The organism is Cobetia amphilecti, from assembly GCF_020217465.1.
Classification (GTDB): domain Bacteria; phylum Pseudomonadota; class Gammaproteobacteria; order Pseudomonadales; family Halomonadaceae; genus Cobetia; species Cobetia amphilecti.
The window spans coordinates 2,154,198-2,168,187 of the sequence record NZ_CP084115.1 but is presented as its reverse complement, the minus strand read 5'-3'; the positions used below and the strand labels follow the sequence as shown (position 1 = coordinate 2,168,187).

10 protein-coding genes are annotated in these 13,990 nt (G+C 62.5%); 7 read left to right on the top strand and 3 right to left on the bottom strand.

Annotated elements, in window-relative coordinates:
* The first annotated feature begins 169 nt into the window (after positions 1–169).
* The 7 genes from LCW13_RS09225 (at position 170) to LCW13_RS09195 (ending at position 7,655) form a co-directional block, all read left to right on the top strand.
* Positions 170–1,159 carry a DctP family TRAP transporter solute-binding subunit gene (locus tag LCW13_RS09225; RefSeq protein ID WP_213114649.1) on the top strand — a complete coding sequence of 330 codons (990 nt, stop codon included), beginning with the start codon at positions 170–172 and terminating at the stop codon, positions 1,157–1,159.
* Positions 1,160–1,398: 239 nt separating this feature from the next.
* The gene (locus tag LCW13_RS09220) at positions 1,399–1,893 is read left to right on the top strand and encodes a TRAP transporter small permease (RefSeq protein ID WP_225346693.1); all 495 of its coding nucleotides are present in this window, start codon (positions 1,399–1,401) and stop codon (positions 1,891–1,893) included.
* Positions 1,883–3,178 carry a TRAP transporter large permease gene (locus LCW13_RS09215; RefSeq protein WP_175088805.1) on the top strand — a complete coding sequence of 432 codons (1,296 nt, stop codon included), beginning with the start codon at positions 1,883–1,885 and terminating at the stop codon, positions 3,176–3,178. The genes LCW13_RS09220 and LCW13_RS09215 overlap by 11 nt, the downstream gene beginning before the upstream one ends.
* A gap of 426 nt (positions 3,179–3,604) precedes the next feature.
* On the top strand, positions 3,605–3,847 hold the full coding sequence (locus tag LCW13_RS09210; protein WP_225346692.1) for a DUF1656 domain-containing protein: 243 nt from the start codon (positions 3,605–3,607) through the stop codon (positions 3,845–3,847).
* 105 nt (positions 3,848–3,952) lie between these two features.
* Entirely contained in the window at positions 3,953–4,933 is a 981-nt protein-coding gene (locus LCW13_RS09205) for an efflux RND transporter periplasmic adaptor subunit (RefSeq protein WP_175088804.1), read from the top strand.
* A 3-nt stretch (positions 4,934–4,936) separates the two neighbouring features.
* A complete protein-coding gene (locus LCW13_RS09200; RefSeq protein WP_175088803.1) occupies positions 4,937–7,147 on the top strand; it encodes an FUSC family protein in 2,211 nt (736 codons plus the stop codon).
* Positions 7,148–7,331: 184 nt separating this feature from the next.
* Positions 7,332–7,655 carry a hypothetical protein gene (locus LCW13_RS09195; RefSeq protein WP_175088802.1) on the top strand — a complete coding sequence of 108 codons (324 nt, stop codon included), beginning with the start codon at positions 7,332–7,334 and terminating at the stop codon, positions 7,653–7,655.
* A gap of 132 nt (positions 7,656–7,787) precedes the next feature.
* Here LCW13_RS09195 and LCW13_RS09190 read toward each other — a convergent pair whose 3' ends face one another.
* The 3 genes from LCW13_RS09190 to LCW13_RS09180 all read right to left on the bottom strand — a co-directional run bounded on the left by LCW13_RS09190 (position 7,788) and on the right by LCW13_RS09180 (position 13,965).
* On the bottom strand, positions 7,788–9,176 hold the full coding sequence (locus LCW13_RS09190) for a GntP family permease (RefSeq protein ID WP_175088801.1): 1,389 nt from the start codon (positions 9,174–9,176) through the stop codon (positions 7,788–7,790).
* A gap of 507 nt (positions 9,177–9,683) precedes the next feature.
* Positions 9,684–11,672 (bottom strand): beta-galactosidase, encoded by a 1,989-nt coding sequence (locus LCW13_RS09185; protein ID WP_175088800.1) that lies wholly within the window; start codon positions 11,670–11,672, stop codon positions 9,684–9,686.
* 70 nt (positions 11,673–11,742) lie between these two features.
* Positions 11,743–13,965, bottom strand: coding sequence for an alpha-galactosidase (locus LCW13_RS09180; RefSeq protein ID WP_175088799.1), 2,223 nt, complete (start codon positions 13,963–13,965; stop codon positions 11,743–11,745).
* Positions 13,966–13,990: the final 25 nt, after the last annotated feature.

The following is a 13,990-nucleotide window of genomic DNA, read 5'->3' as shown; positions in this document are numbered from 1 at the left end:
ACTCAATAACATCATAATCAAGAGGTTATTCATGACCCTGACCGCTGTACACGCCAACGCTGGCCCCGCCCCTCGTCATCTGCGTCACTGCACTTCGGATCATTCTCCAGCCCTTTCTCAAAGCCAGACCGCGCGCCCGCGTGCCGCTGCCACGGGTCGCTCCGCCTTGATGGCCGGCGTGCTTGGGCTGGCTCTGCTGTCACCGCTGATGGCGAGTGATGCCGAGGCGCGCGAGCTGTCCGTCTCCACCGTGTTGTCGGATGCCTTCCCGTGGGGGCAGGCGGCCGAGAAGTGGGCGGAGCTGGTAGAGGAGCGCTCCGGTGGCGACCTCACCCTGCGCGTCTATCCGAATGCCCAGCTGGTGGCGGGGGACCAGACCAAGGAGTTCTCGGCCATGCGTCAGGGGCTGATCGATCTCGCGGTGGGCTCGACCATCAACTGGTCGCCCCAGGTGCCGGAGCTCAACCTGTTCTCGCTGCCGTTCCTGATGCCGGACCATGCCGCCATCGATGCGCTGACCCAGGGCGAGTCGGGCAAGCAGGTCTTCGCCGCCATCGAGTCCAAGGGCATCAAGCCGCTGGCGTGGGGCGAGAACGGCTTCCGTGAGGTGTCCAACTCGTCGAAATCGATCACCTCGCCGGATGACCTGAAGGGCCTGAAGATTCGTGTGGTGGGCTCGCCGCTGTTCCAGGACACCTTCACGGCGCTGGGCGCCAACCCGACGCAGATGAGCTGGGCGGATGCCAAGCCGGCACTGACCACCGGCGCGGTGGATGGCCAGGAGAACCCGCTGTCGGTGTTCGATGTCGCGCGCATCGATCAGGTCGGTCAGAGCCACCTGACGCTCTGGCACTACATGGCGGACCCGCTGATCTTCGCCGCCAACCAGCGCGTGTGGAAGTCGCTCAGTGAACAGGAGCGCACTCTGCTGACCGAAACCGCCAGGGAAGCAGGCGCGTGGGAGATCGCCATGAGTCGTGAAGGCAATGCCCAGCGGCTGGCGGACATCGAGGCGCGCGGCGTGAATGTCGTCAAGCTGGATGAGGATGCGATGCAGGCCTTCCGGGATGCCACCCAGTCGGTCTACGAAAGCTGGACACCGAAGATCGGTGAGGCGCTGGTCGAGACGGCACGTGCCGAGGTCGAGGCCTCGCGCTGAGCCTGGCCATGATCGCCGCTGCTCACAGAGCAGATGACATCGGGAATAATGCGGTCTATGCGCGTTATTGAGTGAAGAACCACGCCGGGGCCTGACAGCCTCGGCGTTCGTGTGGATCGCGTGTCATGTCGCAAAAGTCGCAACAATCCTCTCAACAAGCATCACCTCAAACGTCGCAACGAGCTCTGCAAGACGGCGCCAATGGAGCGCCTGCCCCCACGGACAGGCCACCGCCACGCGTGCGGCCGGAGTCCTGGCTGGCGGCGTTGGCGCTGGGACTGATCGGTATCATCAGTCTGGCCAATGTGGTGGTGCGTTATGCCACCGATGCCTCCTTTGCCTTTACCGAGGAATTCTCGGTCTTCCTGCTGGTGTTGTTGACGCTGGCGGGCGCCTCGGTGGCGATTCGCCGTCAGGCGCATATTCGTATCGCATTGCTGGAAGACGTGCTGCCGTTGCCGCTCTGGCGACTGGTCGTGATCGTGCAGACCCTGGCGGTGCTGGTCGTGCTGGGGCTGGTGGTGTGGTTCGGGGGGACCTTCGCGCTGGAGGAGTATCAGTGGGACTCGCTGTCACCGGGGCTGGGTCTGCCCAACTGGTGGTACGTGATCTGGCTGCCCATATTGGCGCTGGCGATGGCCTGGCGTCAGTTGCAGCAGTGTGTCGAGCGTCTTTCGCAAGGGCCCGGTCAAAATGCGTCGTCAGAGCACAAGGAGTCAGATCATGAGTCCTGATCTCTGGTTGCTCGCCAGTTTTGCCGCCCTGTTGATACTCGGCGTGCCGGTGGCCTTCGCGCTGGGGCTCTCGGGTGCGGTGGGTATCGTCGCGGGGCTGCCGGTCAGCATGCTAGCCACCCTCGGCACCAATACCTACAACAGCATCGCCAAGTATCCGCTGATCGCCATTCCGCTGTTCATCCTGACGGGGCTGGTGTTCGAGCGTGCCGGTGTGGCGGCGCGGCTGGTGCGCTTTGCCCAGGCGCTCATCGGCCCGCGTCACGGGGGGCTCGCACTGGTGGCGGTGCTGGTATGCCTGATCATGGGCGGCATGAGCGGCTCCGGCCCGGCGGATGCGGCCGCGGTGGCGATGGTGATGATCCCCAGCATGACTCGGGCGGGCTACCCCAGGGCGTTCTCGGCGACGCTGATTGCGGCCTCGGCCTCCACGGCGATCCTGATCCCGCCGTCCATCGCGCTGATCCTCTATTCCATCGTGGTGCCGGGGGTGGATCTGCGTGCGCTGTTTGCCGCGGGCCTGATTCCGGGCTTGCTGGTGGGCGTGGCCTTGCTGCTGCCGGCCTGGTTCCTTTCGCGTCGCTATCGCTGGGAAGACCCGACTCAGGTAGAGCGTATCGCGCTGGGTCCGGCGTTCCGCGCAGCGATCCCGGCCCTGCTCGCGCCGGTGATCATCCTCGGCGGACTGCGCTCAGGCCTCTTCACGCCCACGGAAGCGGCGGTAGTGGCCGCCGCCTATGGGCTGTGTGTCGGGTTATTCATCACCCGCGAGCTCAAGCTCTCCCAGGTGTGGGAACTGCTCAGAGAGGCGGCCGTCATCTCCGGTGTGGTGATGCTGATCATCGCGCTGGCGGGCATATTCGCCTGGGCGGGCACCATGCTGGGTACCTTCCGGCATCTGGCCGAATGGCTGATCACGCTGTCGGATAGCGGAACGACGCTGCTGATTCTGGTGATGGTGGCAGTGCTGATTGCCGGGATGCTGCTGGATGCGGTCTCCATCTACCTGATCCTGATGCCGGTGCTGATTCCGGTGATGCAGCACTTCGGCTGGCATCCGGTGTGGTTCGGTATCCTGCTGGCGATGAACATCGCGATCGGGCAGTTCACCCCGCCAGTGGCGGTCAATCTGATGGTGACCAGTAGCGTGGCCGGGGTCCGGCTCGAGAAGACGGTAGGTTGGGCCATGGTCTTCGTGGTGGCGATGCTGGCAGCGCTGGCGGTGGTGATGTTGTTCCCTGAGCTCGCCCTGTGGCTGCCACGCGTGCTCGGCTACGCGGTGTAGCAATCTGCAGGAAGCAGGAAGTGGAAAAAACAAGACGGCTTGCCTTCCGGGTAAGCCGTCTTGCGTTCGGGGCACCTTGTACTCTGCTACTACCTGAATACTTGGCGTCCAGGCTGATTGTTCCAATTAGCGTTCAGCCAAATTGAGAGCGGATTCTGGTCGCCCGTTGTGCGAGGAATGGGGTGATTCTTCTGACGCAACGGTGCGCGACGGCAAAAAATGTTAGCCTGCATATATTCTCAGCGACGACGCTGCCCTCCAGATCCGCATGGTGGAACAGTCCACTCGCGGACCTTGAATGCGCACGAGTCTGCCACCATCGTTGAACGCTGATTGTACGCATGTCAGTCGGGATTTTGTCAGGTGGGACCAAGCTCTCGCATGACGCAAGCCAGATCTCGCATAACACAGGATTAGGACATCTCGATGAAGGAAATCGCTGCAGGCAATGATGTTGCGCCTGGCTTCAATGCGCTGCATGAAATGGTGGTCGGGGAATTCCTGATCAGCCCGATGCTGGTCTATGCGCTGGTCGCCTTGCTGGCGGCGGGTATCATTCGCACGCTGCTGCATCGTCTGTTGGCCAATCACGAGCTCTGGTTCGAGGCCTGGTTCGATATCTCGCTGTTTGTCATCTGTCTGGCGGCGGTGGTCGCCCTCGTGACGTGACGTGCGCCATTCCTTCAGCGTTACGCCATTCGTGATCCCGATCTTCCCATGCCCCGTTTCGTGGCACCCATTTTCCCCAGCCCCTCTATTCCCCAAGGAAACCGCATGCGCAACCTGCGACACAAAGCCGTCAAATGGATCATCACTCTCTGTCTGGTGGCGGCTGCAGCCTGGTGTGCGGTGTGGCTGTGGAATACCTACATGTACAGTCCCTGGACGCGCGACGCCCGGGTGCGCGCCGAGGTGATCACGTTGAGCCCGGATGTCTCCGGTTGGGTGCGTGAGCTGAATGTGGCGGATACCACGCGCGTCAAGGAAGGGGACGTCATCCTTCAGGTCGATCGTGCGCGCTATGAGGCCGCGCTCGCCAAGGCCAAGGCCAGTCTCGCCAGTGCCAGGGCGACCCTGAGTCTGAAGGAGCATGAAGCCAATCGTCGTGGTCGCTTGACCAATCGTGCCATCAGTGAGGAAGAGCGCGACAGTGCGCGTCTGGAAGCCGAAGTCGCCCGCGCCGACGTGCAACAGGCCGAAGCCGCGGTGCAATCCGCGCAGCTGGATCTCGATCGTACGCGTCTTGTGGCACCCGCCGACGGTAGCATTCTCAACATGCACCTCAGTCAGGGCAATTACGTCACGGCCGGCACGGCGGTGATGGCGCTGATCAAGGAAGACTCCTTCTACCTGAGCGCCTACTTCCAGGAGACCAAGCTGCAGCATGTGCGTCCGGGCGATCCGGTCCAGATCACGCTGATGAGCGGCAATGAAGACTTCAAGGGGCGGGTCGTGGGGATCGGTCAGGGCATCGCCGATGACAATACCGCGACCAATGCCCAGCAGCTGCCTCAGGTCAGCGCCACCTTCAGTTGGGTGCGTCTGGCGCAGCGCATTCCGGTACGGGTGGAATTTGATGATATCGAGGCGGTACGTGCCTCAGGTGTCAATCTTGCCGCCGGCATGACGGCGAGTGTCAGGCTGATCACTGCTGAGGATGGCAAGGATGAGACCAGTCATGCCAAGGCGGATCCTGCCAAGGCGGAACCTGACGAGATAGATCAGGCCGCCCAAGACGCAGACGGGAAGCACTGATCCATGTCTCCCGCTCTGGCCGCCTTTCTCAGGCCTTCGCCGTTCGCCCTGAAGTTCGCCACCAAGGGTGTGCTGGCGATGGCGCTGGCCCTCTACGCCGCCTTCTTCTTCGACCTCGATCGACCCTATTGGGCGCTGATCTCGGCGGCGTTTCTGCAGACACGTCCGATGTCGGGCATGGTGGTCGAGAAGGGCATCTGTCAGGTCACGGGTACCTTCGTCGGTACCTGTGTGGCCGTGGTGATCATGGGCTGCTTTGCCCAGGTACCCGAACTGGCGCTGGGCTCGGTCACACTGTGGATCGGGCTATGTATCTATGGCGCCTCGCTGACGCACAACAATCTGTCCTATGGCTGTGTGATGGCGGCGGTGGCCTGCATGATCATCGTGGTGCTGACGTCCTCGGCGCCGGATGACTTCTTCTCGGTGGCGCTGGCCCGTCTCAGTGAGCTGAGTCTCGGCGCGCTGTGTGCTGTCGTCGTGAGTGCGCTGCTATGGCCGATACGGGTACGGGATCATCTCGGCCAGCTGGCGGACACAGCGGTGAATGCCACCTTCCGCTATATGGCGCTGGCGTTCTCGATGCCGTTAGAGGGAGGCAAGACAACTGGACGGCAAAAGGATCAACATCAGGAACGCATGGCGATGCTCGAGCAGATGATGACCGGGTTGGAGGCGCTCAACAATCTCGAGATCGATGCTCACTCGGCGCGTTATGAAGGCCCCCAAGGCAAGGGACGTATTCGCGGTGTTCACTTGCTGACACGGCGCAGCATGCGTCTCTACGCGACACTCAAGGCCCTGCACCAGCTGCGTCATCCCGAGTTCTTTGTGCCATCACAGAACGATGACGGTGGGGCAAGCGCACAGCCCAACGAGTTGAACCAGGTAAAGAGAGAGGAAGCCGAGCGTTTCAGTCAGCCGACCCAGGACCTGATGCAACGTCTGGGCGCGGCTTTACAAAGCATGGCCGACAATCAGGGCACGGCCCAGGCTCGCAAGACGCTCAAGGAGCTGCGCGGGGAATGTCTGCGCCTGTCACGCGGTCAGCGAAGCATCACCGCGCTGGAAGCCAGATTGCTGTTCAGTCTGCGTGAGGTGCTGGGGCATGCGCTGGTCATCCTGCAGGCACGTGAGGTCATCAATCATCCCGACCGTCATCAGCTGCGTCAGCCAAGCATGAGTTGGCACCGCGATCACGGACGCGCCGCCATTGATGCGATCCGCGCGATGACCATCTTCAGCGCCACGGCTATCTTCTGGCTTGCGACGGCGTGGGACAACGGGGCGGTGGCCATGCTGCTAGGGACTTTGTTCTCGGGCATCTTCGTCAGCCGTGGTGATCCGGCGCCGATCATTCCGATGGTGCTCAAGGGCTTGCTGCTGGCGGTCCCGAGCGTATTGCTGTTCGGCAATGTCATGCTCAGTCACGCCCACCACTTCGTGCCCTTTGTGACCATCTTCAGTATTCCTCTGTTCCTCGGCCTGATGGGGTCCGTCGTGCCGGCGCTGGCGGGTATCGCCTTGCCCTTCGTGGTGTTCAATATTCTGCTGGTGATGCCGGACAACGGTATGACCTTCGATGTCGCCTATACCCTCAATCGAAGTCTGGCAGCCGGGATCGGTCTGATCGTGACCATCATTGGATTCCGCCTGATCCCTGTGCCGGGAGCCGGTTGGGACAAGCGCCAGCTGATTCGCGCCACGGCGAGTGATATTCGTGAGCTGGCGGAGCGCTCTACCGAACGCCTGGACAGCTGGTTCGGCGGCCGTATGGGCGACAGGCTGTTGCGCCTGGCCCGGCATGAGCAGACTCGCAGTCGTGAACAGGAAGCGCGCCGCAGTGGCGAAACTGCAAACGGCCAGCCCGATGCTGCACAGGAGCAAGTGCTCGGAATGCCGCTACTGACGCTGGGCCTGACAGGGATGGATATCGGACGCGGCATAGGCTTCGTGCGGCGGGAATTGGGCAACGATGTGCCGCGCCCGGTACAGCACGCCTTGCGCGAATTGATCCATGGGCTGGCGGATGACTATCAGCGCTGTGCCCGAGGGGAGAGCCCTACCAGAATGCGTGCGGCCGGCGATCGATTATGCGAAGTGATCGAGCAACATCGCACCATGAGTCGGCACAAGCAGGCGCTGCTGGCGGGCTGGCTGACGCGAGTTCAGCTAACCTTGCAAAGTGATGCATTGCTTCAGCGGCAACAGTGATAACGGCCGCTATCCGAAAGTGACTTGCCAGGATATAGAGTTGATAACCGGTTGAAGGATGTTGTTTGCAGGTTTTATTAAAATATATGCATAAATCAGCCGGAAGTACATCCTGTGCGCTATGATAAGTGGCAAAGCTCAAAAATGAGCAAAAACGATGAGCGCCTTGATGCAGGAGAGAGCCATGGCTTTCATGAATGATATTACTCACAGCGGGCGCAATGTTCCCGAACGCTTTCGGCGTGTCACCTTCACGACACAATACCTGCATGAGTTGAATCTCTATGTACTGCCGACCAGCGAGGTATTGTTGCGCATCTCTCAGGCGGGCGAGGACCTCATGCTGCTGCAGTTCGATGATGAGTTTCATGCCGAATTCATCGCCTCGCGTATCGTCGAGTGGGTCGCCGAGAATCCAGGCACCGACCGCGATGACCTTACGCTCTGGATAAAGACGCGTGCACGTCATGAGACGCTGAACCCGAAGCGGGCTCACCACGTCTACTGAGGTGTCAGCGCATTGCTGGCGTGATTGCTCAACAAGAAGGCCACCCGAATGGGTGGCCTTCTTGTCATTGTATTGGTGTCACTTTGCTCCGCTTATGGCCAGTAGCTTAAACGGTTCAAAAGCTGTTACGGCTCAGAAACTGCCGACCAGGCTGCCCAGGGTCACGACGGCAATCAGGGCCAGCATCGGGAAGGCGACCGTCATCATGAACATCTGGCCGTAGGATTGGCGGTGAGTCAGCTTGCAGATCGCCAGCAGGGTGATGACCGCTCCGGAATGCGGCAAGGTGTCCATGCTGCCCGCCGCCAGCGCCGCCACGCGGTGCATCAGTTCCAGGTCGATGCCGGCATTGACGGCCATCTCGCGGTAGGTTTCGCCTAGAGTCGACAGCGCGATGCTCATGCCGCCGGATGACGAGCCGGTGATGCCGGCCAGCACATTGACTGCCACCGCTTCCGAGATCAGCGGGTTGCCCGGATACAGGCCGAGCACCGCCTCCTTGACCATCGCGAAACCGGCCAGGCTGGCGATCACCGCGCCATATCCCACCTCTGAGGCGGTATTGAAGACCGGCAGCATGGCGCCAAAGCAGCCATTGTTGACGGTGGTCTTCAGGTCGGCCCACTGCTTCCAACGTGAGATGACCAGCCAGGTGGAGGCCAAGGCCAGCGCGATCAGGATCGACCACATGCCGGTGGCGCCCGCCGGGTCAAGCTCCGGGAAGGCCTCGCTCAGGTAGGAGAAATCGATGCGCGGGAAGACGAGATAGGTCATCAGGGCGTTCAGGCCGATGACCATCACCAGCGGAATCAGCGCCGTGATCATGCCCATCTGTGCGGTGGGCGCCATGGATTCCTCCAGCGCTTCGTCCTTGTGAACTCCGTAGCCTTCCCCCTGTGCCTGAGCCTTGCTGGCACGTCCCTTCAGCCACCAGGTACCCAGCCCTAGCATGATCAGGCCTGCGATGATGCCCAGGCCTGGCGCTGCAAAGCTGTTGGTCTGGAAGTAGGGGATCGGGATGGCGTTCTGGATGGCAGGTGTGCCGGGGAGTGCCGTCATGGTGAAAGTGAAGGAGCCGAGGGCGATGGCCGCGGGCAGCAGTCGCTTGGGCGTGCCGGTGCGCTGGAAGAGCTGAGCGCCAATCGGGTAGACGGCGAAGGCGACCACGAACAGCGAGACGCCCCCATAGGTGAGCAGTGCACAGGCCAGGACCACAGTCAGGATCACATGGCGTGTGCCTAGGCGTTTGACCAGGCCTTCGGAGATGGCATGCGCGGCCCCGGAATCGGCCATCAGTTGACCGAATAGGGCACCGAGGATGAACAGCGGGAAGAACTTTGCCAGATAGCCGCCCAGCTGACTCATGAAGGTCACGGTGTAGCTGGGCAGCAGGGCGGCTGCATCTCCTGACAGGACGACGGCGAGGGCGGCCATCAGAGGGGCAAGCAAGAGAACGGTGATACCGCGGTAGGCCAGGAACATCAGCAGCCCGAGCGATATCAGAATGGCAAGAATACTCATGGGGGTATCTCGTAGTTGGCGTTATCGTAGTCGTGGGTCGTCTGCCATTGACGACGGTTGTCCTGTTTACAGGTGCGTGGCCTGTTGTTTTTGCTATTTATTGGCTTATATACAGAGACATCCAGCACACTAGAGATTGTCTGACATGAGAACAATGCGCCTTAAGTGGCAGCGCTGTGCGGTCAGCAAGCACTCAAGGGCAAACTCCATCTGGCCTTGCGCAGTGAAAAGAGAGGTCGTTTTACATCAAAATATATACCGTTATCTTCATTCTGCTTTATTTTGACGATAAGACAGCCTCAGTCATCCGGTAAGCAGGGGGGGGGGTCAGCACGTGTTGTAGTCACTCATGAAGCCTGCAGACCCAGAATAGCTATCCAAAAAAGCGGCGCCCGAAGGCGCCGCGACAAGTGATCGAACAGTCTGCCGGTCGCGAAATCCGAGAGATGTCCTGCTTTCAAGCAAAGTCGATTTTCGCGTTGAATGAGTGGGCAGGAGCCGCCGCACTCAGGGGCGCTTTTCGTCACTGAACCAGATACAGACGTCAGCGGGTGCCAGCACCCGGCTACCGGCCAGCAGCCCGCTGTCATTGACGAGGCCTTCCGGCAGCCAGCGCGGCTCGGGGGCATAGTTGAAGGCGAAGTTCAGCGGCCCGCGCCGCCTCAGGCGCACGCCGTCGGGCAGGGCATGAGTGGTGATGCCGCAGGCCTGACACTCCGCCTGCAGAATCGCCACCAGAGTGTCTTCACTCAACCAGGCGGTCAGATAGCTGACACCGCGCTGATGCAGGATGGCGGGTTCGCCATCCTCGAAGCGCGTTACCACCTGGGCACTGGTGCGCTGATGGTCGAGCAGGTCGCGCCAGCGCAGGGCATGGCCGTGTGCACCGTTGCTCAACATGACGGCCGGCTTGGCACCTGGCCGCAGGCCGTCGACTCGATCGACCGTGACGCCAGCCAGCTCGCTGAGTGCGCCGGGTGCCAACTGCGCGGGTATCTGAAACTCCGGCGTGCGCGAGCCGGAGCGTGCGCCGATCACCACGCGACTGCCTGAATCGCGCGCCGTGCTAAGACGCGCCGCCAGTGCCTCATCGGCAATTACCTGACAGGGCAGCACAATCAGTGAATAGCCAGAAAGCGCATCGCGCGGTGAGACAATATCGACATCAAGCCCGAGCCGCCGCAGCGCGCTGTACCAGCTCAGGTACAGTTCGAGCGGGTTGAAGTTCTCGGCGTGAGGCTGGATCTGACAGGCCCAGATGGAGGCGTAATCGAACATCAGGGCGGCGGGCGCCTGCTGGGCAGACGCCGAGTCATGTTCCGCGAGTGTCGCCAGTTCATCGCGCACCTGCAAGAGCTCCGGCCAGGCCGAGGCGGGCGAGCCATCCGGGCGCAGCAGGCCAGCGTGCATCTGCTCCTGGGCGAAGGGCGCCTGACGCCAGCGGAAGTAGGAAACGACTTCGGCGCCATGCGCGAAGGCTTCGTGGCTCCACAGTCGCACCATGCCGGGCAAGGGCGCGGCGTTGCTGATCGCCCAGTTGACCGGGCCCGGCTGCTGCTCCATCACCCACCAGCGGCCCTTGCACATGGCGCGGTAGAGGTCGTGATGGAAGCCGGCAAAGTCCGGATGACCTTGCTGGCGATAATGGGCCTTGGTGGCGTCGTCGTGGGCGCCGCGCTCCAGAAAGCCCAGCGGGTAGCTGTCCCAGCTGGCGATATCCAGGTCCCGGGCGACATCGAAGTGATCGAATTCGGTGAACAGGCCCATGAAGTTGTGCACGATATCGCCGCTGACACCCGCGGCACGCAGGGTGTCGACCTGCAGGCGGTTGTATTCGACCACCATGTCGGAGCAGAAGCGTCGATAATCGAGCACGATGGCCGGATGCGGCTCGGTCACGGTGCCGACGGGCGCCTCGACCTGGGAGAACTCGCTGACTTCCATGCTCCAGAACACCGTGCCCCAGGCCTCATTGAGGGCCTCGACCGTGCCATAGCGCGCCTCGAGCCATTGGGGGAAGCGGGCGCGGGCCGCTGCGGAGTAACTGAGGATGGTGTCATGGCAGCCGTACTCGTTGTCGGTCTGCCAGGCGATGACCGCGGGATGGTGGGCGTAGCGCTCGCCCATCAGGCGCACGATGCGCTCGCTCAAGGTGCGGAACGTCGGCGAAGAGAAGCAGTAGTGACGACGCGAGCCATAGCCGCGTGTGTCGCCATTCTCATCGACGGCCAGAATTTCCGGATGAGCATCCACCAGCCACTTGGGCGGTGTCGCCGTGGGCGTGCCCATCACGATCTTGAGACCAGCCGCCGCCAGAACCTCGACGGCCTCATCCAGCCACTCGAAGCGCAGGTCACCCGCGCTGGGCTCCAGGCGACTCCAGGCGAATTCTCCGATACGCACGACACGAACGCCGGCTTCCATCATGTCGCGAGCATCCTGCGGCCAGCGATCACGTGGCCAGTGTTCCGGGTAATAACAGACACCGAGCTGCATGGGGTTCATCCTTGATGCTGAAAGTGGGGAGCGAGCGCGTCGCATGCAATGACATCCTGCGTGGCACGCGTCATGGCGCTACCGCATGGAGGTGAATCAGGATTGCCTGGTCGGGGTCCAGCACCGGCAGGGCGAGGCCTTCTCGCATCAGGTACTCACCGGAGACGACGACCGGCTCGCCGGCCTGTTGTCGGCTGATCCAGGCGGGCAGCTGTTTCATGCGTCGCTCCGGGTGCTCCGGCAGTTCCAGCAGCTCGAGCCGGTAGGCCGTGTCGGCTTGCAGGCCGGCCAGCGGCTGGGCGGCGGGCACGGCGTGGCGTGGCATGGCCAGCTGGCTGATGCTGAACAGGGCCTGCTGCCCATCCTGACTGACCACGCCATGGGCATGCTGATCGTCATCCAGGCAATCCAGACGCCAGCTGACACCGTTGTGCAGCAGGCCACGCAGCGCCTTGTAGCGCGCTATCCAGCCGCCCAGCTCACGGCGCTCTGCCTGGCCGAGCTGGCTGACATCCAGCTCCAGTCCCAGATGACCGAACAGCGCCGTGGAGGCACGGAAGGCGAGCGACGTGCGTCGCGAGGTGGTATGGGCGTGTTGCGGGCCGATATGCGCACCCAGAAGCTCCGGCGGCAGCACGCGACTGGCCCCGCGCTGGATATGCGTGCGCTCGTGGGGATCGTTGCAGTCAGACGTCCAGACGCGATGGGTGTGCCGCAGAATGCCGTGATCGGTGCGCGCGCCGCCCGAGGCGCAGCTCTCGATCTCGACGCCGGGATGCGCCTTTCGCAGGCGGGCCAGCAGCGAGTAGAGCGCGCTGACCTGGGCATGGGCGGCAGGCTTTCCGCGTCCTTCCTCCGACTGGCCGCCCGCGTGGGTCAGGTCGCGATTCATGTCCCATTTCAGATACTTGATCGGGTAGTCGCTGAGCAGCGCATCGAGGCGCGCAAACAGGTAGTCACAGACCTCGCGGCGAGTCAGATCCAGCACGCATTGATAACGTCCCAGCGGCTGCTCGCGCCCCTCCAGCCCGAGAATCCAATCCGGATGGGTGCGGAAGAGTTCACTGTCCGGGTTGACCATCTCGGGCTCGACCCACAAGCCGAATTCCATACCGTGCGCCTGCACGGACTCGATCAGCGGCCCCAGCCCCTGCGGGTACTTGTCGGAATCCAGATACCAGTCGCCAAGGGCGGCGCGCTCGCCACTCCGGCCGACGAACCAGCCATCATCGAGCACGAAACGCTCGGCACCCACCTCACCGGCAGCAACGACCAACTCCTCGAGACGCGCCGCATCGTGATCGAAATAGAGTGCTTCCCAGGTGTTGACGTGTACCGGACGCGGCTTGTCGGCCACCGGCCAGTCAAGCCGCGCGCGCAGGGTGCGATGCATGCGCTGGCTAGCGCCATTGATACCTCTATCCGACCAGGCCATCACCACTTCCGGGGTGGCCACGCTGTGGCCGGCGGCCAGCATCTGCTCGCCAGGCAGTAGCAGGGCACCCATCTGCAATTGAGTGCTGCCATCAAATTGACGCTCGATCAATGCGCGATGATTGCCACTCCACGCCAGATGCGCGGTGATGACTTCGCCACGCTGCTCGCTGAAACCTGGCGTGCCGGTGATCAGCGTCGGCACGCGTTGATGCGAGCTGCGGCCGCGACGGTTCTCGAGCGTGAAGGTGCCTTCGCTGAGACGATGACGCGTCTCGGTGAATTCCTGCACCCAGCGGCCGCCGAAGCTCAGGCACTCCTCGAAGCGGACTGGCAGCGGCAGGCAGGCGGCCGCCAGCCACTCGAGCCGATAGGGCGCGGATGACTGATTGGTCAGGGTCGTCTGCTGGCGCAATACGCCCTCGCGGGTAACGGTCAGCGCCAGCAATACTTCCAGCTCACTCAGGCTGTCGCGAAGCGTCAGGCGGGCGTGAGCGCCGGAGGCATCCGTCGAGCAGGCCACATCGCTCAGGCGCATCGCCGTCAGCCAGTCGCGGCCTTCGCGGTCACCGATCAGCGCGGGATAGCCGGCAAAGCCGAGCCCGGCATCATTGAACAGGGTATTGGGCGGCAGCTGATCCAGGCTGGCCTGGGGCGTGGCGGCAGCGCTCATCAGGCGGTGCTGGTCCGGATTGATGGGCGCGATGCGCCCGAAATGGGCCAGCTTGAGCAGGCCATCGGCGAGATCCAGCTGTAGCTGGATGCCATCGGCACTCAGGCTCAACCACTGCTGATCGCTTGACCAGGTCGCGTCAGGCGCAGCCGGAGGTCGGGAGGATGGGGCGTCTGCGGTCATCATGAGGGGTCCAGAAATAAAGAAAGAT

Coding starts and splice junctions, on each gene's coding strand:
- LCW13_RS09225 (WP_213114649.1), top strand. CDS start 170: ATGGCCGGCGTGCTTGGGCTGGCTCTGCTGTCACCGCTGATGGCGAGT.
- LCW13_RS09215 (WP_175088805.1), top strand. CDS start 1,883: ATGAGTCCTGATCTCTGGTTGCTCGCCAGTTTTGCCGCCCTGTTGATA.
- LCW13_RS09210 (WP_225346692.1), top strand. CDS start 3,605: ATGAAGGAAATCGCTGCAGGCAATGATGTTGCGCCTGGCTTCAATGCG.
- LCW13_RS09205 (WP_175088804.1), top strand. CDS start 3,953: ATGCGCAACCTGCGACACAAAGCCGTCAAATGGATCATCACTCTCTGT.
- LCW13_RS09200 (WP_175088803.1), top strand. CDS start 4,937: ATGTCTCCCGCTCTGGCCGCCTTTCTCAGGCCTTCGCCGTTCGCCCTG.
- LCW13_RS09195 (WP_175088802.1), top strand. CDS start 7,332: ATGGCTTTCATGAATGATATTACTCACAGCGGGCGCAATGTTCCCGAA.
- LCW13_RS09190 (WP_175088801.1), bottom strand. CDS start 9,176: ATGAGTATTCTTGCCATTCTGATATCGCTCGGGCTGCTGATGTTCCTG.
- LCW13_RS09185 (WP_175088800.1), bottom strand. CDS start 11,672: ATGCAGCTCGGTGTCTGTTATTACCCGGAACACTGGCCACGTGATCGC.
- LCW13_RS09180 (WP_175088799.1), bottom strand. CDS start 13,965: ATGATGACCGCAGACGCCCCATCCTCCCGACCTCCGGCTGCGCCTGAC.